At 73.8% G+C, this 24,801-nt stretch carries 20 protein-coding genes; 10 read left to right on the forward strand and 10 right to left on the reverse strand.

The window, feature by feature from the left end; genetic code table 11:
• Positions 1 to 24: 24 nt before the first annotated feature.
• From thpR to OHS81_RS14135, 3 genes are all read right to left on the reverse strand, one after another.
• Complete coding sequence (gene thpR / locus OHS81_RS14125; RefSeq protein WP_328385132.1) at positions 25 to 594, reverse strand: RNA 2',3'-cyclic phosphodiesterase; 570 nt, start codon at positions 592 to 594, stop codon at positions 25 to 27.
• A gap of 206 nt (positions 595 to 800) precedes the next feature.
• On the reverse strand, positions 801 to 2,237 hold the full coding sequence (locus OHS81_RS14130) for an MFS transporter (RefSeq protein ID WP_328385133.1): 1,437 nt from the start codon (positions 2,235 to 2,237) through the stop codon (positions 801 to 803).
• Between the two features lie 28 nt (positions 2,238 to 2,265).
• Positions 2,266 to 2,730 (reverse strand): MarR family winged helix-turn-helix transcriptional regulator, encoded by a 465-nt coding sequence (locus OHS81_RS14135; protein ID WP_328385134.1) that lies wholly within the window; start codon positions 2,728 to 2,730, stop codon positions 2,266 to 2,268.
• Between the two features lie 130 nt (positions 2,731 to 2,860).
• Between OHS81_RS14135 and OHS81_RS14140 the strand changes: the two genes are divergently transcribed.
• Positions 2,861 to 3,064 (forward strand): hypothetical protein, encoded by a 204-nt coding sequence (locus OHS81_RS14140; protein WP_328385135.1) that lies wholly within the window; start codon positions 2,861 to 2,863, stop codon positions 3,062 to 3,064.
• Here OHS81_RS14140 and OHS81_RS14145 read toward each other — a convergent pair.
• Positions 3,057 to 4,529 (reverse strand): NCS2 family permease, encoded by a 1,473-nt coding sequence (locus OHS81_RS14145; RefSeq protein WP_328385136.1) that lies wholly within the window; start codon positions 4,527 to 4,529, stop codon positions 3,057 to 3,059. The two genes, OHS81_RS14140 and OHS81_RS14145, sit on opposite strands and share 8 nt — an antisense overlap.
• A 271-nt stretch (positions 4,530 to 4,800) precedes the next feature.
• Here OHS81_RS14145 and OHS81_RS14150 point away from each other — a divergent pair, with 271 nt between their 5' ends.
• The 3 genes from OHS81_RS14150 (at position 4,801) to OHS81_RS14160 (ending at position 7,854) form a co-directional block, all read left to right on the forward strand.
• Positions 4,801 to 5,073 (forward strand): DUF2530 domain-containing protein, encoded by a 273-nt coding sequence (locus tag OHS81_RS14150; protein ID WP_328385137.1) that lies wholly within the window; start codon positions 4,801 to 4,803, stop codon positions 5,071 to 5,073.
• A 68-nt stretch (positions 5,074 to 5,141) separates the two neighbouring features.
• Positions 5,142 to 7,556: a cation-translocating P-type ATPase gene (locus tag OHS81_RS14155; protein ID WP_328385138.1), complete on the forward strand. Its 2,415-nt coding sequence runs from the start codon at positions 5,142 to 5,144 to the stop codon at positions 7,554 to 7,556.
• A gap of 85 nt (positions 7,557 to 7,641) precedes the next feature.
• Positions 7,642 to 7,854 (forward strand): hypothetical protein, encoded by a 213-nt coding sequence (locus tag OHS81_RS14160; RefSeq protein WP_328385139.1) that lies wholly within the window; start codon positions 7,642 to 7,644, stop codon positions 7,852 to 7,854.
• Positions 7,855 to 8,036: 182 nt separating this feature from the next.
• Here OHS81_RS14160 and OHS81_RS14165 read toward each other — a convergent pair whose 3' ends face one another.
• The 3 genes from OHS81_RS14165 to OHS81_RS14175 all read right to left on the reverse strand — a co-directional run bounded on the left by OHS81_RS14165 (position 8,037) and on the right by OHS81_RS14175 (position 14,799).
• A complete protein-coding gene (locus tag OHS81_RS14165) occupies positions 8,037 to 9,743 on the reverse strand; it encodes an FAD-dependent monooxygenase (protein ID WP_328385140.1) in 1,707 nt (568 codons plus the stop codon).
• Between the two features lie 161 nt (positions 9,744 to 9,904).
• On the reverse strand, positions 9,905 to 13,180 hold the full coding sequence (locus OHS81_RS14170; protein ID WP_328385141.1) for a sacsin N-terminal ATP-binding-like domain-containing protein: 3,276 nt from the start codon (positions 13,178 to 13,180) through the stop codon (positions 9,905 to 9,907).
• Positions 13,181 to 13,893: 713 nt separating this feature from the next.
• Positions 13,894 to 14,799 (reverse strand): DUF3027 domain-containing protein, encoded by a 906-nt coding sequence (locus OHS81_RS14175; RefSeq protein WP_328385142.1) that lies wholly within the window; start codon positions 14,797 to 14,799, stop codon positions 13,894 to 13,896.
• Positions 14,800 to 15,118: 319 nt separating this feature from the next.
• On the opposite strand from OHS81_RS14175, the gene OHS81_RS14180 reads away from it, so the two are divergent.
• The 4 genes from OHS81_RS14180 (at position 15,119) to OHS81_RS14195 (ending at position 18,861) form a co-directional block, all read left to right on the forward strand.
• Positions 15,119 to 16,612: an MFS transporter gene (locus tag OHS81_RS14180; protein ID WP_328385143.1), complete on the forward strand. Its 1,494-nt coding sequence runs from the start codon at positions 15,119 to 15,121 to the stop codon at positions 16,610 to 16,612.
• A gap of 70 nt (positions 16,613 to 16,682) precedes the next feature.
• Positions 16,683 to 17,186 carry a hypothetical protein gene (locus OHS81_RS14185; protein ID WP_328385144.1) on the forward strand — a complete coding sequence of 168 codons (504 nt, stop codon included), beginning with the start codon at positions 16,683 to 16,685 and terminating at the stop codon, positions 17,184 to 17,186.
• A gap of 26 nt (positions 17,187 to 17,212) precedes the next feature.
• A complete protein-coding gene (locus tag OHS81_RS14190; RefSeq protein ID WP_328385145.1) occupies positions 17,213 to 18,013 on the forward strand; it encodes a futalosine hydrolase in 801 nt (266 codons plus the stop codon).
• Positions 18,010 to 18,861 carry a 1,4-dihydroxy-6-naphthoate synthase gene (locus OHS81_RS14195; protein ID WP_328385146.1) on the forward strand — a complete coding sequence of 284 codons (852 nt, stop codon included), beginning with the start codon at positions 18,010 to 18,012 and terminating at the stop codon, positions 18,859 to 18,861. The genes OHS81_RS14190 and OHS81_RS14195 overlap by 4 nt, the downstream gene beginning before the upstream one ends.
• Positions 18,862 to 18,974: 113 nt before the next feature.
• Here OHS81_RS14195 and OHS81_RS14200 read toward each other — a convergent pair whose 3' ends face one another.
• Entirely contained in the window at positions 18,975 to 19,358 is a 384-nt protein-coding gene (locus tag OHS81_RS14200) for a cold-shock protein (protein ID WP_018089689.1), read from the reverse strand.
• A 238-nt stretch (positions 19,359 to 19,596) separates the two neighbouring features.
• Between OHS81_RS14200 and OHS81_RS14205 the strand changes: the two genes are divergently transcribed.
• Complete coding sequence (locus OHS81_RS14205; protein ID WP_443058700.1) at positions 19,597 to 19,857, forward strand: hypothetical protein; 261 nt, start codon at positions 19,597 to 19,599, stop codon at positions 19,855 to 19,857.
• Here the strand turns inward: OHS81_RS14205 and OHS81_RS14210 are convergent.
• Positions 19,812 to 20,471, reverse strand: coding sequence for an HAD family hydrolase (locus tag OHS81_RS14210; RefSeq protein WP_328385147.1), 660 nt, complete (start codon positions 20,469 to 20,471; stop codon positions 19,812 to 19,814). The two genes, OHS81_RS14205 and OHS81_RS14210, sit on opposite strands and share 46 nt — an antisense overlap.
• A 120-nt stretch (positions 20,472 to 20,591) precedes the next feature.
• The gene (locus OHS81_RS14215; RefSeq protein WP_328385148.1) at positions 20,592 to 21,851 is read right to left on the reverse strand and encodes a hypothetical protein; all 1,260 of its coding nucleotides are present in this window, start codon (positions 21,849 to 21,851) and stop codon (positions 20,592 to 20,594) included.
• A gap of 292 nt (positions 21,852 to 22,143) precedes the next feature.
• On the opposite strand from OHS81_RS14215, the gene OHS81_RS14220 reads away from it, so the two are divergent.
• The gene (locus tag OHS81_RS14220) at positions 22,144 to 24,756 is read left to right on the forward strand and encodes a helicase C-terminal domain-containing protein (protein ID WP_328385149.1); all 2,613 of its coding nucleotides are present in this window, start codon (positions 22,144 to 22,146) and stop codon (positions 24,754 to 24,756) included.
• Positions 24,757 to 24,801 lie beyond the last annotated feature (45 nt).

The raw sequence follows: 24,801 nt of genomic DNA on the forward strand, positions 1-24,801 counted from the left end.
GCAAAACGGCGGCCGAGCAGCCGTTCAGTGGCCCAGCGGCCAGGACCCCACCGTTTCGTAGTGGGGCTGCTTGCCGGCCACCCCGGGGACGGGCGGATGGCTGCGCACCAGGGCCAGGGCGTCGACCGTCCAGGGGGAACCGGCGAAATCCTTCAAGGCGGCCGCGTACGGGCGCAGGTCCAGATCGGGGATGCGGTTCCGGGCGAGGGTGAGGTGAGGGGTGTACGGGCGGTGCTCGTCCTCCATGGCCACGCCCGCCCGGCGGCCCGCTGCCGACGCCGCGCCCGCGAGCGTGCGCATGGCGGGCCGGTCGCCGTCGGCCCCGGCCCACACCACCCGGTCCGAGAAGCGGCCGCCGCCGGCGATCCGCAGGGGGTAGGAATCGCGGCGACCGGCGGCGCGGCCCAGGCGTTCTTGCAGGTCGGGGACGATCTCCTCGGGCACCTCGCCGTAGAAGGCAAGAGTGAAGTGCCAGCTGTCCCGGCCCGTCCACCGCAGCCGGTCGGCGGCCGGCAGCTTCTTCAACTGCGCTACCTCGGCGGCCAGTTCCTCGATCGCGGGCGCGGGGGGCAGGACGGCGGCGAAGAGTCTCATGCGGTCAGTGTGGCGCAGGGCTCGTGCCGTCCGGCAGATCACGGTCCGGCAGATCGCCGTCCGGCAGATCGCGGCCCGGAAGCGCGCCGCCCCGGCTCGGAGGCCGGGGCGGGCCGGGGATGGCCGGGCAGGGCGGGACGAGTCGGGCGGGGAGCCCGCCGACCGGGTCAGCCGGGCCGCCGCCCCCCTACGTCACCGCCCCACCCCTACGCCGCCGGAGCCATGCTCCTCTCCGCGGAGGCAGAAGAGGTGGCGACGGAGACCCGGGGCACAAAGGCGACGTGCTGACGGCCCCGGCGCAGATCGATCTTCAGGCGCAGGCCGCCCACCCTGGCGAGGATCAGGCCGATGACGACCGCGGACACCATGGAGACCAGGCCGCCGGCCAGGAAGCCGGTCCGGGCGCCGAAGGCGTCGGTGATCCAGCCGACCACGGGTGCGCCCAGCGGGGTGCCGCCCACGAAGACCATCATGAACAGGCTCATCACCCGGCCGCGCATCAGCGGATCGGTGGCCATCTGGATGCTCGAATTGGCGGTGACGTTGACCGTCAGGCCGACCATGCCGATCGGGGCGAGGAGCGCCGCGAAGACCCAGAACGACGGGGCGAGCGCGGCGGCGATCTCCAGGGCGCCGAAGAGGACCGCCGCGCCGACGAGCAGCCGCAGCCGGGAGCCGGCGCGGCGGGCGGCGAGCAGCGCACCGATCAGCGAGCCCGCCGCCATCAGCCCGTTGAACAGCGAGTAGGTGCCGGCGCCCTGGTGGTAGACGTGGTAGTCGAACGCGGTCAGCCAGATCGGGAAGTTGAAGCCGAAGGTCCCGATGAAGCCGACCAGGACGATGGGCCAGAGCAGGTCGGGGCGCCCCGAGACGTACCGCAGCCCCTCCCGCAGCTGGCCCTTGCTGCGCGGGACCCGGTCGACCTTGTGGAGTTCGGAGGTCCGCATCATCAGCAGCCCGGTGAGCGGGGCGATGAATGAGAGGCCGTTGAGCAGGAAGGCCCAGCCGCTGCCGAAGGCGGTGATCAGGACACCGGCGACGGCGGGCCCGATCAGCCGCGCGGACTGGAAGTTGGCGGAGTTGAGGCTGACCGCGTTGCGCAGCTCGTCCTGGCCGACCATCTCGGAGACGAAGGCCTGCCGGGAGGGGTTGTCGAGGACGGTGACCAGGCCGAGGACGAAGGCGACCAGGTAGACGTGCCAGACCTGCACCTGGCCGCTCAGGGTGAGCACGGCGAGGGCGAGGCCGGTCAGGCCCATGGCGGCCTGGGTGAACAGGAGCAGCTTGCGCTTGGCGAAGCGGTCGGCGATGACGCCGCCGTAGAGCCCGAAGAGCAGCATCGGCAGGAACTGCAGCGCGGTGGTGATGCCGACCGCACCGGACGAGCCGGTGAGGCTGAGCACCAGCCAGTCCTGGGCGATGCGCTGCATCCAGGTGCCCGTGTTGGACACCATCTGGCCGGTGGCGAAGAGGCGGTAGTTACGTATGCGGAGCGAGCTGAACGTGCCCTTGCGCGGTGTGGCGGCGGGGCCTGTGGCGACGTCCGGGGCGGGGCCCTGTGAGGTCGCGGTCGCGTCGTCGGAAACCGTGTCGTATGGGGAGTTCGGTGCGGGGGCGGAGTGTGCTCCGGATCCCGTACTCAACGTGGGTTCGCCTCCTCGGCCTCGGGTTCTACAGCTGTGCGAGCTTCTCCAGCACGGGCGCGGCGGCCCGCACCTTCGCCCACTCGTCCTCGTCCAGCCCGGAGGCCAGCTCGGCGAGCCAGGCGTTGCGCTTGCGGCGGCTCTCCTCGAGCATCGCCTCGGCCTGCTCGGTCTGCGTGACGACCTTCTGGCGGCGGTCGTCGGGGTGCGGTTCGAGCCGGACCAGTCCCTTGGCCTCCAGCATGGCCACGATGCGCGTCATCGACGGCGGCTGCACATGCTCCTTGCGGGCCAGCTCACCGGGGGTGGCGCTGCCGCAGCGGAACAGGGTGCCGAGCACCGACATCTCGGTGGGGCTCAGCGATTCGTCGACCCGCTGGTGCTTGAGGCGGCGCGACAGGCGCATCACGGCGGACCGCAGAGCGTTCACCGCGGCCGCGTCGTCTGGGGGTGCCTCCCGGCCGTCAGGCTGGGGGCGGGACAGTTCCGGCATGGTCTTTAGCATAACTCATTACCCTTTCTAAGGAAAGCCAGGGGGTACTGCCCGTCGAGCTTCACCCGTACGGGTGAGGACGCGGCCGAAAGCGACACACCTGACCGCCTGCGGACGGGACCGTTTCCGTATGGGATCGCAAGTGCTCAGCCTGCGCGTGGACGGGGAGCTGCTGGACCGGATACGGCAGCACGCCGCAAAACGCGGAATGAGCGTCCAGGACTATGTGGTCCGGACGCTCATCCGCGAGGATTTCGACGAGCGCTTCCAGTCGTCTCTCGACGAGACGAAGAAGCTGACGGAGAAGCTGGGGGCGCGCCGGCCCGCTACTTGACGCCGAGCGCCTGCTCGATCGGGTCGAGCAGGAAGTAGACGAGGAAGCAGAGGCCGACCACGTTCAGCAGCCAGGGGATCTCCTTGAAGCGGCCGGTCGCCGTGCGCAGCAGGATGAAGGCCAGCACGCCGATGCCGATGCCGTTGGTGATGCTGTAGGTGAACGGCATCGAGACCATCGTCAGGAACGCGGGAATGCCGATGGTGAAGTCGCCCCAGTCGATGTCCCGGACGTTCGAGGCCATGATCAGGAAGCCGACGACCAGCAGGGCGGGCGTCGCGGCCTGCGAGGGGACGACGGTCGCCACCGGCGCGAAGACCAGCGCGAGCAGGAAGAGGCCACCGGTCATCAGGTTCGCGAGACCGGTGCGGGCGCCCTCGCCGACACCGGCCGTGGACTCCACGAAGCAGGTGTTGGCGGAGGCGGAGCCGAAGCCGCCGCCCGCGACCGCGATGCCGTCGACCATGAGGATCCGGCCCATGTTCGGCAGCTGGCCGGTCTCGTTGTTCAGCAGGCCGGCCTCCTCACCGACGCCGATGATGGTGCCCATGGCGTCGAAGAAGCCGGACAGCAGCACGGTGAAGACGAACAGGCAGCCGGTCAGCACACCGACTTCCTTGAAGCCGCCGAAGAGACTGATCTGACCGATCAGACCGAAGTCCGGGGTGCCGATGATCTTGTCCGGCACGTTGGGGACCGCCAGGCCCCAGGACGCGTCCGGGATCTGCACCAGCGCGTTGATGACGATCGCGACCACGGCCATGCTGACCATGCCGATCAGGATCGCGCCCCTGACCTTCCGCACGACCAGCACGAACATCAGCACCAGGCCGAGGACGAAGACCAGCACCGGCCAGCCCTTGAGCTGTCCGCCCTGCCCCAGGCCCATCGGCACGGTGGTGTGCGCGGCGTCCGGGTTACGCGTGACGAAGCCGGCGTCGACCAGGCCGATCAGCGAGATGAACAGGCCGATGCCGATGGCGATGGCCCGCCGCAGCCCGTTGGGGATCGCGTCCATCACCCGCTGCCGCAGACCCGAGGCGACCAGGATCATCAGCACCAGACCGGCGAGCACGACCATGCCCATCGCGTCCGGCCAGCTCATCTTGGGGGCGAGCTGCAGGGACACCACGGCGTTGATGCCCAGGCCCGCGGCGACGGCGATCGGGACGTTGCCGACGACGCCCATCAGCACCGTGCTCAGACCGGCCATCAGCGCGGTGGCGGTGACCAGCTGGGCATTGTCGAGATGGTGGCCGAACTTATCGACTCCGGAGCCGAGAATGATCGGATTCAGCACGATGATGTAGGCCATCGCGAAGAACGTCGCCAGGCCGCCGCGGAGCTCACGACCGACCGTCGACCCCCGCTCGGAAATCTTGAAGAAGCGGTCGAAGCCGTTCTTGGGGGGCTTCGGACCTGGGTCTTTGAGGGTGTCGACCGGCGTGGTGGCCGAGGGGGGCATGCGGGGACCTCAGTCGGACGGGCCTGGGCAGGCGTGGGGGCCCGGGGGCCCGGAACACATACAGAAACAGGACAACCGGAGCGGGTTGGATGAAGAGACGAGCCGATCCAGCCGTATCCAGAAAGGTTCAGTATGAATAAACAAGCCACTGATCACCATCTCCGCGCGTAGACCCTTGTGCCGCACGGGCCGGGCCGGCCCCCCACCAGGTTCCGGGCCCTGCCCACCGCCGCCCGCGGCCCCCGCGCCCCCTCCCCGTAAGCTGGCCACCATGTGGAAGAAGTCCGATCTGCGCGAGGCCCCGGCGCCTCTTGAGGGCCCCGTCGTCGGCACGATCACCGGCGGCACCATCATCTGGTTCGTGCTCTTCCTCGGCCAGCTCCCGTTCTACGGCTGGTTCGCCGGCCACGGCCACAGCTGGTGGGTGTGGACCTGCCTGGCCGGCGGCGGCCTCGGGCTGGTGGGCATCTGGTACGTACGGGCCCGGGACGCCGCGATCAAGCGCTCCGCCGCGACCGCCGGGCAGCCCGCCGACCAGCACTGAGCACACTCCCCCACCGCCCCGCCCGAGCCGGCGGGTGAAGTGCCCTTTCCGCCCGTAACGTCGAGGGCATGACGGAGCGGGCGAGCGCCGGACCCGAGCACTCCGGACCGGGCCGCGCGCCGGCCCGGCGGACCGACCGGGAACCGGTCAACCCCGGACTGACCGCCGCCGAGGTCGCGGAGCGGGTCGCCCGGGGCGAGGTCAACGACGTCCCCGTACGGTCCTCCCGCTCGGCCGCCGAGATCGTCCGCGCCAATGTCTTCACCCGCTTCAACGCCATCATCGGCGTGCTCTTCGTGATCATCCTGATCGTCGGCCCGATCCAGGACGGCCTGTTCGGCTTCGTCATCGTCGCCAACACCGGCATCGGCATCGTCCAGGAACTGCGCGCCAAGAAGACCCTGGACAGCCTGGCGGTCATCGGCGAGGCACGGCCGACCGTCCGGCGCGACGGGGCCGCCGCCGAGGTCCCCACCTCCGCGGTGGTCCTCGACGACGTCATCGAACTCGGGCCCGGCGACAAGGTCATCGTCGACGGCGAGGTGCAGGAGAGCGACGGCCTGGAGGTCGACGAGTCGCTGCTGACCGGCGAGGCCGATCCGGTCCTCAAGAAGCCCGGGGACCCGACGATGTCCGGCAGCTTCGTCGTCGCGGGCAGCGGCGCCTTCACCGCCACCAAGGTCGGCCGGCAGGCGTACGCGGCCCGGCTCGCCGAGGAGGCCAGCCGCTTCACCCTGGTCCACTCCGAACTGCGCAGCGGCATCAGCCGGATCCTCAAGTACGTGACCTGGATGATGATCCCGACCGCGATCGGCCTCGTCCTCAGCCATCTGCTCACCCTCGGCCTGCCGGGCGACGCGGCCATCCGCCGGATGGTGGCCGGCATCGTGCCGATGATCCCCGAGGGCCTGGTGCTGCTCACCTCCGTCGCCTTCGCGATCGGAGTCATCCGGCTGGGCCGCAAGCAGTGCCTGGTCCAGGAGCTGCCCGCGATCGAGGGGCTGGCCCGGGTCGACGTGGTGTGCCTGGACAAGACCGGCACGCTGACCGAGGGCGGAATGGACGTCCACGGGCTGCGGTCCCTCGACGGCGACGAGGCGCCCATCGAGCAGGTGCTGGGCGCACTGGGCGCCTGCGATCCACGGCCCAATGCCTCCCTCCGGGCGATCATCGAGGCGTATCCGGCGGACGACGCCTGGCGCTGCACCCGGGCGCTGCCGTTCTCCTCCGCCCGCAAATACAGCGGCGCCGCCCTCAACGGCCCGGACGGCGAGAGCAGCACCTGGCTGCTCGGCGCCCCGGACGTCCTGCTGCCGCCCGGCGACCACCACCTCACCGAGACCGACGGCCTCAACGCCCAGGGCCTGCGCGTCCTGCTGCTGGCCCGCGCCGCACGGGAGCTGGACGACCCCGAGGTCACCCGGGACGTACGGCCCGCCGCGCTGGTCGTCCTGGAGCAGCGGCTGCGCCCGGACGCCCCCGACACCCTGCGCTACTTCGCGGGGCAGAACGTCGCGGCCAAGGTGATCTCCGGCGACAACGCGGTGTCGGTGGGCGCGGTGGCCGGCAAACTGGGGCTGCCGGGCGCGGACGGAGCGGTGGACGCGCGCGAACTGCCCGGCGACCGCGAGGCCATGGCGGCCGCGGTCGAAAAGTCCGCGGTCTTCGGCCGGGTCACCCCGCAGCAGAAACGGGAGCTGGTCGCCGCCCTGCAGGTGCGCGGTCACACCGTCGCGATGACCGGCGACGGCGTCAACGACGTCCTCGCCCTCAAGGACGCCGACATCGGCGTCGCCATGGGCTCCGGCTCCGAGGCCACCCGCGCCGTCGCCCAGATCGTCCTGCTCGACAACAGCTTCGCCACGCTCCCCTCGGTCGTCGCCGAGGGCCGCCGGGTCATCGGCAACATCACCCGCGTCGCCACCCTCTTCCTCACCAAGACCGTCTACTCCGTCCTGCTGGCGCTCCTGGTGGCCTGCTGCCAGATCCCCTACCCGTACCTGCCGCGGCACCTGACCCTGCTCTCCACCCTGACCATCGGCATCCCCGCGTTCTTCCTCGCCCTGGCCCCCAACAAGGAGCGCGCCCGGCCGCACTTCGTCCGCCGGGTGATGCGCTACGCGGTGCCCTCGGGCCTGATCACGGGCCTCGCCGCCTTCACCACCTACCTGCTCGCCCGCGCCTACTACACCGGCCCGGGGGCCCTGTCCGCCGAGACCAGCGCGGCCACCCTGACGCTCTTCCTCGCCGCGATGTGGGTGCTGGCGATCATCGCCCGCCCCTACACCTGGTGGCGGATCGCCCTGGTCCTGGCGATGGGCCTGGCCTTCCTCGCGGTCCTCGCCACCCCCTGGCTGCAGAGGTTCTTCGACCTGCGCCTGGTCGGCACGACGATGCCGTGGGCGGCCGTCGCCATCGCGGTGGTGGCGGCCGTACTGCTGGAGGTCACCTGGCGCTGGGTGGGACGGCGCTTCCCGGCCTGACGAACGGGACGCCCCGGCACCGCGACGCCCACCCCGCCCCGCCCCGCCCCGCCCCGCCCCGCCCCGCCCCCTAGAGTCCATGTCCATGACATTCCACCCGGGCTCCCGCGCCGCCGAACTACTGGCCCGCTCACACCACTCCAGCCACTCCATCAGCCACTACACCAGCCATTACGGCAGTCACTACGGCACCCACTCCCCCGGCGTCTCGTTCAGCGGCGCGTGGTGGATGATCCCGCTCGGCACCGTGCTCGGGGTCGCCTGGGTGTTCGTGAAGCGGCGGTTCCGGTCCGGGTGAGCGGGCGCCGCGGCGCGCATCGTCCGCCACCGGGCTGAGGAGGCACCCGCGCTTCCCCGCTCAGCGGGCCGTACGAGAGGCCGAAGAGAACCTGCCCGGCCGATACCCCGGTCGCTGCTGCCGTACTACGCTCCAGCTCCATGACACTCCACGGGGATCTGGCGTACCAGGTGCTGGCGAGCTCACATCGCCACTACCACCACACCGGCAGCCACTACGGCGGCACCGGCGACGGCACCCTCGACTGGTGGGTGTGGCCCCTCCTCGCCCTCTCCGCGATCGTCGTCATCTGGAGCCTGGTCAAGAGGTTCCGCTCGCACTGACGCCGCGGTCCGCGTCGTGACGTCGGCCCGGCGCGGGTGAGGGTGTGGCGACGGACCTCTCGCCGGGCCTTGCCAGTGGACCTCGTACGAGGCCAGGTCCGCCGGGTCCTCCGTCGCGAACGCCACATACCCGTCGGGCCGTACGAGAAAGAGTCCCCGGTCCCCGTACGCCTGGTGCGCGTGCCCGTCCACGTCGATGACGTCGGCCGGCTCGCCGGGCCGGCCGACCCGGACCCGCTGGTAGCGCTCGGAGGCCGGGGCGTCGGTCCCGCCGAAGGCGAGGAGCGTGGCATGCGGGCCGCGGAAGAGGTCGAAGAGACGGATGGGCCCACAGGGGGCGTCGGGGGCGCGGTCTCCGGCGCGCAGTGCGTCGCCGGCCAGGCCCTCGCGGCACTCGCGGGTCAGGGGGCTCTCGCGGTAGCCGAGGCCCAGTTGGAGGGTCTCGCCGCCGCGCCGGGAGAAGCCGCGGTCCGTGTCCACGCGGTCCTGCTCGAAGACCTGGGTGGTGAGGGCGAGCACCTGCTGCGCGACCGGCCGCCGCTCGGCCTCGTAGGTGTCGAGGAGCGCATCGGACGCACCGCGCAGCGCGGCGCCGAGTTTCCAGCCGAGGTTGTACGCGTCCTGGATGCTGGTGTTGAGGCCCTGGCCGCCCGTAGGAGAGTGAATGTGCGCGGCATCGCCCGCGAGCAGGACGCGGCCGACGCGGAAGCGGTCGGCTGCCCCGGCCTTGATGCGCAGCACCGAGGACCACCGCACCTCGTGCACCCGCACGTCCTCGTGGCCGGTGCGCTCCACGAGCAGCTGCTGGACGGCCTCGGGAGTGGCGTCGGGCGTGAAGTCCGGGCCCGCGCCGCCGAAGTGGGCGAGCAGCTGGAAGAGGTCCGCCCCTTCGAGCGGGCGGAGCGCGACGCGCCCGCCCGGCGCGGTGGGCCACACGTGCCAGTGCGCGCGGTCGAATCCGTCGATGAGGACGTCCGCGATCAGCGTCGGGTCGGTGAGGATATCGGTGACGGGGAAGCCCACGCCGAGGGCCTTGCGGACCGTGCTGCGTCCGCCGTCGGCCGCGACCAGATAGCCGGCCCGTACGGCCGACCCGGTGCCGTCCGGCCCGCGCAGCCGCGCCGTCACCCCGTCCGCGTCCTGCGCGAAGCCGGTCAGCTCGCAGTCGAACTCGACGCTGCCGCCCAGCTCTTCGAGGCGCGCCTGGAGGATCTCGACGGTGCGCCACTGCGGGAGCATCCACATCTCGCCGTACGGGACGTGGGGCGAGGGCTCGGAGCGCTCGGCCGTGTCCCACTCGGCGACACGTGTGGTGCCGTCCCAGCTCTGGAGGCGCTGGACGGGGCCGCCTGCCGCGCGTATCGCGTCGATGACGCCCAGGTCGTCGAAGACCTCCAGGGTGCGCGGCTGGAGGCCGGAGCCACGTGAGCCGGGAAAGCTGCGGCTCTCCCTCTCCACGACGCGGCAGGCGATCCCGCGCCGGGCGAGGTCGCAGGCGAGCACGAGGCCGGTGGGCCCGGCTCCGGCGATCAGAACTTCGGTGGTGGCGATTGCGGGCAGGCTCATCACGTGTTCCTTGACGTCGTCAAGCCGCCCCCCGGCACAGGAGGGGCGGCCCGCCTCACAGCGAGGCATGGCGGTACGTCATATACGAGGCGCCCGAGGGGCACGAAACGGACCGATCCGCAACACGCAATGCCCCTGGGCAGCGCCCTTGCCGCCCTCCGTCAGTCGAACCAGCGCGCCCGCGCCAGTTCCTCCCCCCGGTCCGGGTCTTCCAGGAGGGCGGCGACCTCGAAGCGGCGCGGCCACTGGCCCGCCGCCCAGGCCAGGCCCGCCGCCACGCCCTCCAGGGTCGCGGCGTGCACGGTGCCGTCCGGCGTCCGGCGCCAGTCCAGCTCGGTGGCGCCGTCGGGACCGTCGACCAGCAACTCCTCGTGCTCCACGTACGCCTCGGGGGTGGCGGCGCCGAGCAGCACACGGACGGCTTCCGGCACCTCATGGCGGACGCCCTCGGAGCGGACCTCGGCGCCGACCGCCTCGCTCAGCCGCCGGACCTGCAGCAGCTCCGCCAGCTCCGCGGCGCGGGCGGGCCGTACCGGGAGCAGGGCGAGGCCTGCCGCGAGCGGCACCAGATCCGGTGCGTCGGCGACCACCGCATCCGCCGCGTCGACCACCCGGACCTCCCGGTCGCGCACGGCCCGCAGCTCGTCGGGCAGCGTCACCTGCTCGGGGTCCAGGTCCGCCAGCAGGCCGTAGAGCGCATGGAGTTGGGCGGCGCCGACGGGCAGCTCCGGGTCCGCGAGGCGGGTCAGCAGCTCCGCCGCGCCGCCCGGCTCGTCGAGGAGGGCGGCGACGGACGTGCGCACGCCGAGCGCGCGCAGCACCTGCGCATCGACCTCGCCCGCGTCCGCGGACTCGTACAGTCCGGCCAGCAGCGGATCGCCGCCCGCCGAGCGCAGACCGGCGGGCCGGCGGCCGTCGAGCACCGGGTGCCCGCGCAGCCACCAGGCGGTGTACGGGCGGACGGATTCGGTGGTGCCGTCGGGGAGCAGCACCCGCACCGGTGCGGTCAGGGCGTCGCGCAGGGGCGGGCGGGAGAGCATGGCCAGCACGTCCGGCCAGGCGTCGTCGTCGACCAGATCGAGGTCGCGCACCGCGACCAGTTCGGTCACCACCGGCGGTACGGGGGTCTCCGGCAGCGCGTCGAGGATGTCCTCGCACCACACGTCCACCACGTCCAGCAGCCCGACGTCGTCCGGCTCGGCGAAGTCCCCTTCCCGGGGCTCCATTTCGTCCGGGTCGAGGACGACATCGGCGGCCCGGACGAGCGCGAAGTCGGCCATGACGCCCACGGCCGTCAGTGGCCGCTCACCCCAGCGTTCGGCCAACTCCCCCTCACAGGCCGCGAGTTCACCCTCCCGGATGACCCGCTCGAAGGCGCTGCCCGGGTACACCAGCTCACCCGCGGGCGCCAGTTCGCCGTCCTCGTCGGGAAGGGCGAGCGCCCCGAGCCAGGGCTCGTCGCCCGGTGCGAGGTTGGCGTCCCGGACCAGGCCGAGCACGGTCTCCGCCAGTTCCTCGGCGCCCAGCGGGGCTCCCGCCCCGCCCTCGATCTCGTCGGCGAAGACGTCGTAGGCGTCCTCGTCCGCGTCCAGCGAGTTCGCGACGGCCGCACGCACCTGGGGCGTGGTCAGGACGGCACGGGGCTGGGCCGGGGTGGCGCCCAGCTTCTCCAGCAGCGGGTGCACCGCGTCGGGGTGGGCGACCTTCAGTCCGAGCCGGGCCAGCGTACGGTGCCGGGCCGCGGCGTCCTCGTCGCCACCGCCGGGCAGCGGCAGCAGCACCTGACGGGGCCCGATCGTGGTCCGTACGCCGCTGCCCCCGCCGGGCCCCTGGGCCGCGGTGCCCGCCAGCGGGACCGGCAGCCCGCTGAGCCGGTCCGGGTCGGTGCCGGCCAGCGCGTCGTAGAGCCGCCACCACCAGCCGGGCGAGCGTTCGACGCCGGCCAGCCGGTCCACCATCTCGCCGAGCCCCACCCGGGCCACACCCAGCGCCCGCAGCTCCGGACGGCGTTCGAGGCCGGCCGGCAGCAGGCTCGGGAACAGTTCGGCCAGAACGCCGACCGTCGCCGCGCCCGCGCCCTCCACCAGCTCGGCGTCCACCGGGCGCAGGACGAACCGGTCCACCCCGCCGTCGTCCTCGTCCCATTCGCCCGCCGCCGGCGCCTCGGGCTCGGCGGGCCGGTCACCGGGCGCACCCGCGCTCGGCAGGAACCGCACCCGCGGCAGCAGCTCCAGCACCTGCCGGCGCAGCTCACCGTCCAGACCGCCCTTGCCCAGCGGCCCGGGCACCAGGTCGAGGGTGCCGACGGACACCGGCTGCCAGTCGCCCAGCAGCGCCGCATAGGCCGCGGCCGCCCGCTCCACCAGGAAGTCCGCCAGCGGGCCCGGCGCGACATGCCGCCGGGTCGGCTCCAGCGGGAACGAGGCGATCAGCAGCGCGGGCAGCCCCAGCGGCTCGTCCGTGGGCGTCGGCGCATGCACCACCGGCGCGGTTCCCGGCCGCGCCGGTGCGCCCTCGCCGTCCACCGGCACCGCCCAGGTCACCGACCAGGCGGGCCGCAGCCGCTCCTCGACCGGCCGGTCCGCCAGCAGCGCCGGGTCCAGCGGACCGCCGTCGCTCGCCACCCGCCAGCGGGTGGCACCACGCTCGCTGTCCTCGATCAGGACATACGGACCGTCCTGGCTCCGCCTCAACTCCCGTACGTGCTCAGGGGTCTCGATCACGACCTCGGACAGGCCCGGCAGGGTCAGCAGCAGCGCCGCGTCGACCGCGTCCAGCAGCCGCTCGGCGAGATCCTGCGCCGCGCCGTCCCGCAACGGCAGCACGACGGCGGTGTCGTACCCCTCGGGTGCCCCGCCCTCCGCGGGCAGCGGCAGCCGCAGCAGCGGTACATGACCGTCGCGCCGCCGCAACTCTCCGCCCAGCCCGGGGCTGTGCGCCGCGACCTCCTCCGCCATCACCCGCGCCTCGGCCAGCGACCAGCGCACACCGCCGGTACGGCCCACCAGCGCCGGCTCATCGCTCACGGACAGCACCGCGGCGAAGCCCACACCGAACCGGCCGACCGCACCGGCCGACACACTGGCCTCCCGCTTCGCGGACGCCCGCAGCGTCGACAGCGACTCGACGCCGGTGGCGTCCAGCGGCGCGCCGGTGTTGGACGCGACGAGCACCGCGGGGGCGTCGCCGTTCGCCGCGTGCAGGGTCAGCCGCAGCCGGCCGGGGACGCCGGCCCGGGCCGCCGCATCGGCCGCGTTCTGCGCCAGCTCCACGGCGAGCCGGTCGCGGTAGCCGCCGAGCGCCAGGTCCTCCTCGGCGTTGGCATCCTCCCGGAACCGGGCCGGCGAGGTGGCCCAGGCATCCAGCACGCCACGCCGCAGCCGGGCCGTCCCGAACGGGTCTCCGGCTGCGCCTCGCACCAACGACGTAGCTGTCACTGTCCGTCTCCCTAAGCGTGTGTCGGTTGCCCGACGGTATCGCCCCACGATTGCCTGTGCGGCGCCGTGCCTGTCCCGCCTTCGGCGGGGGTGGGTGTGTGGGGTGGGGCCCCGGCTGTTGTGGTGGGTGGCGGGTTCGGGGCCTCCGGGGTGGGTGTTCGGACTGCTTCGCTTTACGTCCGAACACCCACCCCTCCGGCCCCGCCCCCTCCCGCCGGTTGTGGGGCCCCACCCCGGTGGGGGTGAACGAAAAGACCAAAGACCCCAAGCATCAGCTACGCCACGACGCGGCCGAGCTTCTGGCTTTTAGAACCTTCACCCCCACCGGGCGGAGGTCGCCGTCCCGGGCAGGAGGTGGCGGGCCGGAGGGGCCTGTGTGGTGGACGTAAAGCGAAGCAGTCCACCACACAGGCCCCGGAGGCCCGCCACCGGCACCCACCACGAACAGCAAGCGGCCCCCGCCCAAACCACACCACCCCCGCCGGAGGCGACACGCGGCCCCCGCCCAAACCACACCACCCCCGCCGGAGGCGACACGCGGCCCCCGCCCAAACCACACCACCCCCGCCGGAGGCGAAACGCGGCCCCCGCCCAAACCACACCACCCCCGCCGGAGGCGAAACGCGGCCCCCGCCCAAACACCACCCCACCCCGCCGGAGGCGACACCCGAAGCGTCGCCGCAGAAAACCACGTGGGGCCGGGGGCCCAGCCCCTAGCTGTGGCCGAGTTCCTCGGCGGGCCCGGTCTCCTCGACCGAGCCACCGTCCCGCTCCGGACGCAGCGACAACGGCTCGACGACCGTCTCGTCAACAACCGGCGCGGCCGGCCGCGGCGGTTTCGGCATCACGGCAGCCTCGGAGTGCGCTCCGCACCCGTACGCAAGGGAGACGACCCGGCCGTCCGCCGGGGAGAACTCGTTGGCGCAGACGCCGAAGGCCTGGCCCAGGGAGCCGGGGAGCAGGGTGAGGAAGCCGCAGCTCACGCAGGTGGCGGGGGCCGCCTGGGCCATGGGGGTCTTGGCGCCGAAGGCCTCTTCCCAGCGGTCGGCGGCGGTGTGCAGGCCGTAGCGGGAGAGCACCCGGGCGCGGCGCATGCCGAGTTCCTCGGCGACCGCGGCGATGCTGCCGCGCTCGGGGGCGGGCTGGATCGCGGGCGAGCCGGGGACGACGTCCGCTTCCTCGGAGTCGGCGACCTCGGCGGCCATGCCCTCGGCGACGGGGGAATTCGGCGGCGGGGCGTCCTCGCCGGTGTAACCGGGCTCCAGACGCAGGTCATCGGCCTCGGTGGGCAGCAGATCGCCGGGGCCCATGTCGCCGGGGCGCAGCCGCTCGCTCCACGGCACCCACTCCGGTGCGAGCAGCGCGTCGGGTCCGGGCAGCAGGACCGCCTCGTCGAGCGTGACGACCTTGGCGCGGGAGGCCCGGGCGACCGTCACGGCCCAGCGCCAGCCGCGGTAGCCGGGCTCGTTGCAGGCGAAGAGGTGGGTGACGACGCGGTCTCCGTCGGCCACCGCATCGATGTGCTCGCCGACCATGCCGGGCAGTGCGGCTTCCTCCGCCGCCTCCCGCGCAAGGTCGACCGCCTCGGCGCACAGGCGGTCAGGGGTACGGCTTCGCATCGCAGCACTCACAAGAATCGATTCTCTCTTCTACGCCGTCTCACGAGTGCGCCAGCCGGAGCTGTCCTGGTCCTGTCCGGACGACCGGCGGTACCGGGGCGGGCGGAGCGGACCAGGGGACCGCGTCGACGTCCGCGCCCGGTCGTTTCGGTCGAGCGCACCTCTTGCGTCCCATTCTGCGGGATCGCGCGGAGGCACGCGGCCAAAAACGACCGCCGGTGGCGCGCTACACACGCTACCCCTTCAACGGTGTACGACCCCTCGGTGGGAGGGCAAATGTCAGCGCCGGCGACCGCGGGCCGCTGCGCCTCGCGCGCCAATGGGGAGAAAGTGCCCCCTCCTGGGCGAGTTGGGGCACTATGACCAGGTGGCTGCCGCAAGGGCGTCGAAGGTGTCGAGGGTGTCCAGGACCTCAGGGAAGTCGTCGCAGGTGTCGCGCGCCTCGACCCGGGGCGGTTACGGGGCCGGCCGGGCGGGCCGGGTCCTGGGCCGCGCGCTGCGCAGACCCGTCACCGGCGCGGCGCGGGGGCTGCGGCGTGCCACACATGCGCACGGCGCGGGCGAGTCGGGTCTGGGCAAGCTGATCGAACTGCACGCGGTGAACTCCGCGGGCGACGTGATGATCACCATCGCGCTGGCCTCGACGGTGTTCTTCGCGGTGCCGACGGATCAGGCGCGGGGCCGGGTGGCGCTGTATCTGGCCGTGACGATGGCCCCGTTCGCCCTGCTCGCGCCGGTGGTCGGGCCGCTGCTGGACCGGGTGCCGCACGGCCGCAGGGCGGCGATGGCGGGCGCGATGCTGGCGCGGGCGCTGCTGGCGCTGACGATGTCGGGCGCGGTGGCGACCGGCGGGCTGCAGCTGTATCCGGCGGCGCTGGGGGTGCTGGTGGCGTCGAAGGCGTACGGCGTGGTCCGCAGCGCGGTGGTGCCGCGGCTGCTGCCCCCGCGGATCTCGCTGGTCAAGGCCAATTCGCGGGTAACGCTCGCGGGGCTGCTGGCGACCGGGGTGGCGGCGCCGATGGGGGCCGGGCTGCAACTGCTCGGGCCGGGCTGGCCGCTGTACGGGGCGTGTGCCGTGTTCGCCGCCGGGACGGTCCTGTCGTTCTCCCTGCCGCCCAAGGTCGACTCGGCGAAGGGCGAGGGCCGGGCCCGGCTGGCGTCCCGGGAGGCGTCGGCGCGGTCGGCGGGGGGCGAGATGCGGAAACCGGGGCTGCGTACGGTCGGCCCGTCGGTGCTGCACGGCCTGCAGGCCAATGCCGCGCTGCGGGCGCTCTCCGGTTTCCTGACGTTCTTCCTGGCCTTCATGCTGCGCGAACATCCGCTGGGCGGGCTGGGCGCGGCGGCCTCGCTGGGGCTGGTGGTGGTGGCAGCCGGTGCCGGAAACGCGCTGGGGACGGCGGTCGGCGCCTGGCTCAAGGCGCGCGGTCCTGAGCCGATCGTCGCGGCGATGCTGGGGCTGGCGCTGTGCGCGACGGTGCTCGCCGCGGTGTTCTACCCGGTGCTGGCGGTGGTCGTGGTCCCCGCGGCGGCGGCCGTCGCGGGGCTGTGCCAGGCGCTGGCGAAGCTGTCGCTGGACGCGATGATCCAGCGCGATGTGCCGGAGGGGGTGCGCACCTCCGCGTTCGCCCGGTCCGAGACGGCGCTGCAGATGTCGTGGGTGGTGGGCGGCGCGATCGGGATTTCGCTGCCGCTGATCGGCACGCTGGGGATGGCGGTGGCCGCGGGGCTGGTGGCGCTGGGCGTGGTGCTGGCCGTACGCGGACTGCTGAGCGCGGCCCGGCGGGGCGGTACGCCGGCCCCCCGGGTGGCCTGACATCCGACGGGCAACGCGGCACGCCGTACCCGGGCGTGGCGTGAGCTGGGGCGCCAGATAGCCTGCCCGTATGACCGCTGCGTTGATCTCCTGGGGCAAGGGCCGCCGTGCCGCTGCCGCCATCGGTGCCGTGTCCCTGGGTCTCCTCACCCTCTCCGCCTGCGAGAAGCCGACGTCACTCGCGACCGTGACCGTCGGTTCGACGACGGTGCAGGCCGAGGCCACCCCCGGCTGCGACGGCGGGGGCAAGGTCCTCTCCAAGAAGGCCGTCGCCGCCTGCATCACCAAGAAGGGCGGCAAGACGATCACCGTCCACCCCGGTGAGAAGGTGCGGGTCGGCGTCGACCCGGAGGTCGCCAAGTCCGGCTGGATCGTCATCGGTGCCGGCCCGGTCATGCGCGCGCCCAGCAAGCAGACCTACCGCAGCTTCGACGCGGACACCCTCTTCATGCAGCAGAACCCGCAGACCGGTCAGACCTCCTACAGCAAGGACGTCACCCTCCAGGTCGCGGAGCTGGGCGGCAGCGACGGCCCCAAGACCCTGTGGCACTTCACCCTGAAGCAGAAGGACTGAGACATCTGAGACGGGAGGGCCGGCCGATGCGGGTCCTGGTCGTCACGGCGGTGGCCGCCGAACGCGACGCGGTGACTGCCGCGGCAGGGCCGTGCGACGAGGCGGCGCTGCCCGGCGGGTACGCGCTGCGGCGTGCGGCGGGTGCGCCGGTGGCGCTCGATGTGCTGGCCGCCGGTGTCGGCCCGGCCGCCGCTGCCGCCGGTACGGCCACCGCGCTGACCGCCGCCGCGCTCGCCACGGCGCCGTACGACCTGGTCGTCTCGGCCGGGATCGGCGGCGGCTTCGCCGCGTCCGGCGCGGCCCTGGGCTCCGTGGTGGTCGCGGACGCGATCGTCGCGGCCGACCTGGGCGCCGAGACCCCCGACGGCTTCACCCCGGTCACCGACCTCGGCTTCGGGACGGTGGCGCACCGCCCCGACCCGGCGCTGGCCACGGCCGTCGCCGCGGCGGCCGGTGCGGCCCTGGGCACCGTCGTGACCGTCTCCACGGTCACCGGCAGCGCGGCCCGCGCCGCCGAGCTGGCGGAGCGTCACCCCGGGGTGCTGGCCGAGGCGATGGAGGGCTTCGGGGTCGCCGAGGCGGCCGCCGCCCACGGTGTGCCGGTGCTGGAGATCCGTACGGTCTCCAACGCCGTCGGCCCGCGCGACCGCGCCGCCTGGCGCATCGGCCCCGCGCTCACCGCCCTGACCGATGCCTTCCGCACGCTCCCCGGAGCCCTGACGGCCGCCACCGCACCGGCTCCGGCGCCCGCTCCGGCGCCGGATCCTCCCCCACGCTCGACTTCGCTCACGCGGGGGACCCCCACATCCCTGAGGAGGACCCCGTGACCCGGCCGCTGAACATCGCGTACTCGCCGTGCCCGAACGACACCTTCGTCTTCGACGCGCTGGCGCACGGCCGGGTCCCGGACGCGCCGGAGCTGGCGGTCACCTTCGCCGATATCGATATCACCAACGGCATGGCCGAGCGCGGTGAGTTCGATGTGCTGAAGGTGTCGTACGCGGTGCTGCCGTGGGTGCTCGACGACTATGCGCTGCTGCCCTGCGGCGGGGCGCTGGGGCGCGGCTGCGGGCCGCTGGTACTGACCAGGGAGCAGGGGCCTGCCGCGGATCTGGCGGGCAAGACGGTTGCGGTGCCCAGTGAGCGCTCCACCGCGTATCTGCTGTTCCGGCTGTGGGCGGCGGCCGAGGTGCCGGGCGGGGTCGGGGAGATCGTGGTGCTGCCGTTCCACGAGATCATGCCGGCCGTGCGCGACGGCAAGGTCGATGCGGGCCTGGTCATTCACGAGGCGCGCTTCACGTACCAGAATTACGGTCTGGTCCGCCTGGCCGACATGGGCGAGCACTGGGAGCTCACCACCGGGCTGCCGATCCCGCTCGGCGCGATCATCGCCAAGCGGTCACTGGGCGAGCAGGCGTTGGGCGAGCTCGCGGCGGCGGTCCGCAGCTCCGTGCTGATGGCCTGGGACGATCCCGAGGCCTCCCGGCCGTACGTCCTGGAGCATGCCCAGGAGATGGACCCGAAGGTCGCCGACCAGCACATCGGGCTGTACGTCAACGAATTCACCGCCGACCTCGGCGAGGACGGCTATGCCGCGGTGCGCGGACTGCTCACCCGCGCCGCGGCCGAGGGGCTGGTTCCGCCCCTCGGCCCCGATGCGTTGCACTTCGGGTGAAGTAGCCGGCGTGTGAAGTAGCCGGCGCATGAGGTGCGCCGGCTGTGCGGTGTGCTGCGTGTGAGATGCGCTGCGTGTGACGGCCGGGTGCGGCCGCCCGCGGGCAGGCGTGCTCAGACGTCCAGTTGGTCGGCGACGGCGCGCAGCATGCCGGCGATCTTCGCGCCGTGCACCTTGTCCGGGTACCGGCCGCGCTCCAGTTGCTGGGTGACGTTCTCCAGCAGCGTCGTCAGGTCCTGGACGATCGAGGCGAGTTCATCGGGCTTGCGGCGCTGCGCCGCGGCCACCGAGGGTGCGGGGTCGAGGAGCGTCACGGTCAGCGCCTGATCGCCGCGCTGGCCCGCGACGACGCCGAATTCGACGCGCTGGCCAGGCTTGAGTGCGGCTACGCCGTCGGGCAGCACCGACGAGTGCACGAAGACGTCACCGCCGTCATCGCGGGAGAGAAAGCCGAAGCCCTTCTCGCTGTTGAACCACTTGACCTTGCCGGTAGGCACGTCTGTCCTCGTCCTCGTACTCGTTGGAAAGAAACGTTGAAATCTGGAGCCGGGTCTACTGCGGAGACTGCGGGGTGGGTGTCCCCCCGCTCAAGCGAAGCCGAGAGTGGGGAGGGGCTGGAAAGCAGTGCAGCGGGCCGCAGGACCCGCCATCACCCAGGCTAATGGTCCCAAGGCCGGTGACAAGACGCCGCCGGGTGGATCCTCAGTGCTTCTGGCCCGGACTTACCCTGGTCAGGTGTCTGACGAAACTCCCCAGGCCGGGGATCTGCTGGTCCGAATCGGCGCGATCATGTTCCTAGTTGGCGCAGTGGCCACTCTCGCCACGGTCGCGCCGCTGTTCCTCGGGACCGAACCGCTGCCGTCCGTCTTCTACTGGCTGTGCATGCTGATGGGGCTCGGTTTCCTCATCGCGGCGGCCGGAGTGATCCGTTCCGCCACCGCGCAGCGCCGTCAGGTGGCGGCGCCGTCGCCCCCGTCCGCGCCCTCGGCCACATAGCGCTCCAGCCAGGACGGAAACTCCGTCAGGTCGGCGAGCACCACCTCGGCACCGGCGTTGCGCAGCTCCGTGGCGTCGCACGGGCCGGTGGCGACCGCGACGGACAGCGCGCCGGCGGTGTGCGCCCCCACGACGTCGCCGGTGTGATCGCCGACGTAGACCGGCGCATGATGCGTGCGCAGCGCCTCGGCCTTGCGCTCGGCCCACAGCGAGCCGAAGAGGGCGTCCACGCCGAGGCCGAGGTGTTCCAGGTGCAGCTTGGCGTTGGGCTCGTACTTCGCCGTCACCACGATCGCCCGGCCGCCCGCGGCGTGCACCGCGTCGATGGCCGCCCGGGCGCCGGGCAGGGCGGGCGACGCGGCGATCGCGTACTCCGGGTACAGCGCACGGTAGAGCTCGGCGATCTCCGCCACCCGCTCCTCGGGGAACCACTGGCGGATCTCCTGCTCCAGCGGGGGCCCCAGCCGGCTCACCGCGAGGTCGGCGTCGATCACGGTGCCGGTCCTGGCCGAGAGCTCCTGGTACGCGGCCTTGATGCCCGGGCGGGAGTCGATCAGCGTCATGTCGAGGTCGAAGCCGACCGTCAGGCCGACCGTCGGAGTGTGCGCAGCCATGCCTGCCATTGTGCCTGCGGGCGCGGTCCGGCCGGGGCGGGGGGAGGCTCCTGGCTCGTCCCGGCCGGGAGCCCCGGGCCGCTCAGGCCGGGGCGCGAGGCCCCTGGTGCTCCTGCCTCCTCACCGCGGCACCCGCCGCATCCGCCACACCAGGAACAGCGCCGAGGCGACCGCCGCCACCCGCACCACGCCCGGCAGCCCGTCGGCCATCTCCTGACCCAGCCGCCCCTGCGCAATCGGCTCGCCCCAGCGCCCGTCGAACCGGCCCCACAGCCACACCACCAGCCCGCCCACGACGGTCCCCGGCACGCCGAGCGCCGCGAACTTGGCCTCGGCCCGGCTCAGCCGCCGTGAGACGTAGGCGAGCCCCCAGCCGCCCGCCAGCGCGAGCCACGACCCCAGCGCCGCACCGGCCACCAGCAGCAGCACGGCCAGCGTCAGCACCGGACTGAGCGGCGCCCGCGCCGGCACCACCACGACGTCTTCGCCGGCCTCGGCCGCGGGCGCCACACCGGGCCGGTCGCCGCGCCGCCGGTCGAGCACCCGCCGGACCATCCGCCGCAGCGGCCGTTCGGCCGGCGCCGCGCCGTCCGCCTCCTGCTCCGCGTCCGCGCCCTGCTCCCCGGCTCCCCGGGCCCCGTCCTTCGTCATCGACACCGGGTCGCTCTTCGGCCGGTCCCATATCTCCGGGATCTCGATCCCGCCGACGAACCCCGGGACGGTCTCGCCCGGCCCGAACGGCGCCGGCTCCACCCGCCACCAGTCGGGCGCGTCACCGTCGTCGCCCAGCTCGTCCGCGCCGGCCAGATGCGGCGGCAGGCCGACGGACGGCGTGGTCTTCGGCCCGACGTCGCGCGGGGCGGGCACCGCGCCGTACGGACCGCCCTTGCCGTGCGGGGCGTCCTTGCCGTGCGGGGCGTCCTTGCCGTTCGCGGGCGGCTTGCCCGTCAGCCCGCCGCGCCAGGCCAGACCGGTGAGCTTTTCGCGCGCCGCGCTCCACGGGCGCGAGGGGCCGGCGGGCTGCGACGGGCCTGCAGACGGCGCCGGGCCGAGCGGTACGGAAGGGCCGGCCCCCGGGGCACTCCCGGCCTCCGGTCCCTGCCGCGGCTCCGGTCCGCGCCGCGGCTCCGGTCCGCCCCAGGACGCGCCCGGCGCCCGGTCGTCCGTGCTCCCCGCGGCCGCGACCACCGCCTCCGGCGTCCCCAGCCGCGCCAGAATCCGCTTCACACCGGATACCGAATCGGCTTGCTGTCCGTCTATCTCGGCCCGGAGCCCGGTGACCAGCCGCATCCGCGTGGCGGAGGGCAGTCCCCGCTGCTGGGCCAGGTCGCCCACCCGGCTCAGATAGTCATAGACGAGCTGATCGCTCTCGATCCCCACGAAATCCCCTGCGGCGTCCGCTGGTTGCTGCCCCGACGGTACCGCCTCCGCCGCCTGGCGGGCCGGAGGCCGCGGGGCCCGGGGCGGGGTGGCGTACGCAGGGGCGCGCCGGGGTGGCGTACGTGGGCGGGCGGGCGGTACGCGTGGGGTGGGCGGGATGCCGCAGGCGGGGTGCGGCGGGCTCTGCAGGCGGGGCGCGCCGGGGTGGCGTACCCGTGGCGTGGCGGCGTTCGGTGGATACCGTGCCGCCGCTCGGTCCCCCGTCCGGCCCCGCCCCGCTAACGTAGGACGAATGACCGGTACACCCCGCACCCTCGCCGAGGAGCTCAGGACCCGCACCGACCGCGGGCTCGTCGGGCTGCTGCGGGCACGGCCCGACCTGCTCAATCCGGTGCCGGGTGATGTCACCCAGCTCGCCACCCGGGCCGGGACCCGGGCGTCGGTCGTCCGCGCGGTGGAACGGCTCGACCGGTTCGTGCTGCAGACCGCCGAGGCGCTGGCGGTGGCGCCCGACCCGTGCCCGTACGACACGCTGGGTGCGCTGATGGGCGGGGACACCGGGGACGCGGCGGTCGCCGCCGAGCTGCCCCGGGCGGTGGCCGAGCTGCGGGCGCAGGCGCTGGTGTGGGGCCCGGACGACCGGCTGCGGCTGGTGCGTACGGCCCGTGAACTGCTCAGTCCCAGCGCCGCGCATCCGTCGCCGACCGGGCTGGGGCCGACCGTCGCCGAGGCCGCGGCCGGTATGTCGCCGGGGCGGCTGCAGGAGATCATCGCCGCGGCCGGGCTGCCCACCACCCACGATCCGGTCACCGCGATCGCGGCGCTCACCGCGCTCTTCTCCGACCGCGCCCGGATGACGGCGCTGCTCGACACCGCGCCCGCCGAATCCGTCGCCGTCCTCGACAAGCTGCTGTGGGGCCCGCCGTACGGCGGGGTCACCGACCGTCCGGCCCCGCATCTGCAGTGGCTGCTGGACCGGGGACTGCTGCTCCCGGCGGGCGCCCGCAATGTCGTCCTGCCGCGCGAAGCGGCGCTCCACCTGCGCGCCGGGCGCGCCCATCACACCCCCGAGCCGGTCCCGCCCGCGCTCTCCCCCGCCACGGAACGCGATCCACAGCTTGTGGACAACGCCGCCGCGAGTCAGGCGTTCACCGCGCTGGCGACCGTCGAGGAACTGCTCAAGGAGTGGGACCTGGGCGGGCCTGGCGTCCTGCGCGCCGGCGGGATGAGCGTCCGCGACCTCAAGCGCACCGCCACTGCCCTGGACACCACCGAGCAGCTTGCCGCCTTCTGGCTCGAACTCGCCTACGGGGCCGGGCTGATCGCCTCCGACGGCGAGGCCGACGAGCGGTTCGCGGCCACTCCGGCCGCCGAGGAGTGGCTGCAGCTGCCCGACCACGAACGCTGGGCCGTGCTGGCCGCCGGCTGGCTCTCCGCGACCCGCACCGCGGGCGTCGTCGGCACCGCCGATGCCAAGGGCCGCGCACTGGCCGCCCTCGGCCCGCACCTCGACCGCTCCCCCGCCCCCGAGGTCCGCCGCCGCGCCCTCGCCCTCCTCGCCGGCCTGCCGCCCGGCACCTCCGTACCGGCGGCCGCGGTCCGCTCCCGGCTGCAGTGGGAGCGTCCGCTGCGCAGCGCCGGGGCCGCGGGCCAGGTCCCGGCACCGGCCACGGGCCGGACACCGGCCGCGACGGGGGCCGTCGACGGCGGCGCACCGTCCCGCGGCCCCGCTACCGGCCCCGCCGGCTCCGCTCACACCCCCACCGGCTCCGCTCCCGCCGACGACCTCCGCTCGCGTCTCGCGCAATGGACGCTGACCGAGGCCGAGTTGCTGGGGGTGACCGGCCGCGGCGCACTCTCCGCCCACGGCCGCGCCCTGACCGGCACCACCTCGCAGTCCGCCGCGGCCTCCTCCCCCGCGCCCGCGGCGGCCCCCTCCCCCGCGGACACCGACGCCGCCGCGACCCGCGCCGCCGCGCTCCTCGCCCCCCTCCTCCCCGAGCCCGTCGATCACGTCCTCCTCCAGGCGGACCTGACCGCCGTCGCCCCCGGCCCGCTGCACCGCCCGCTCGCCGACGCGCTCGGCGTCCTCGCCGACATCGAGTCCAAGGGCGGTGCGACGGTCTACCGCTTCACCCCCGCCTCGGTACGCCGCGCCCTGGACGCCGGCCGCTCCGCCGCCGAGCTGCAGGAATTCCTCACCGCCCACTCCCGCACCCCGGTCCCCCAGCCGCTCGCCTACCTCATCGACGATGTGGCCCGTAAGCACGGCCGGCTGCGGATCGGCGCGGCCACCGCCTACGTCCGCTGCGACGACGACGCACTGCTCTCCGAGATCCTTGCCGACCGCCGCGCCGCCACCCTCCGGCTGCGCCGGCTCGCCCCGACCGTGCTCGCCGCCCAGACCGCCCCCGACCAACTCCTCGACGGCCTCCGCGCGATGGGCTACGCCCCGGCCGCCGAGTCCACCGCGGGCGACGTACTGATCGCCCGCGCCGACACCCACCGCACCCCGCCGCGCACCGCCCCCACCCCGGTGCCCGACGGCCCGCCGACCCCCGACGCGACCCTGCTCACCGCGGCGGTACGTGCCATCCGCGCCGGCGACCTCGCCGCCACCGCGGAACGCAAGCCCGTCCATGCCCCGGCTCCGGCCGCCCCCGGCGCTCTCCCCCGCACCACCTCCGCCGAGACCCTTGCCACCATGCAGGCCGCGGTGCTGACCCACTCCGCCCTGTGGATCGGGTACGTCAACGCCGACGGCGCCGCCAGCCAGCGCGTCATCGCGCCGGTACGCGTCGAAGGCGGCTTCGTGACGGCCTACGACCACACCTCCGACGAGGTGCGGACCTATCCGCTGCACCGGATCACGGGCGTCGCGGAGCTGGCGGACGACTCGGTCTGAGGGGTGGGCGGCGGACCTGGCGGGAGCCCGGCGGACGCCTCGGCC

Origin of the sequence: Streptomyces sp. NBC_00400 (genome assembly GCF_036048035.1) — a bacterium.
Lineage (GTDB): Bacteria > Actinomycetota > Actinomycetes > Streptomycetales > Streptomycetaceae > Streptomyces.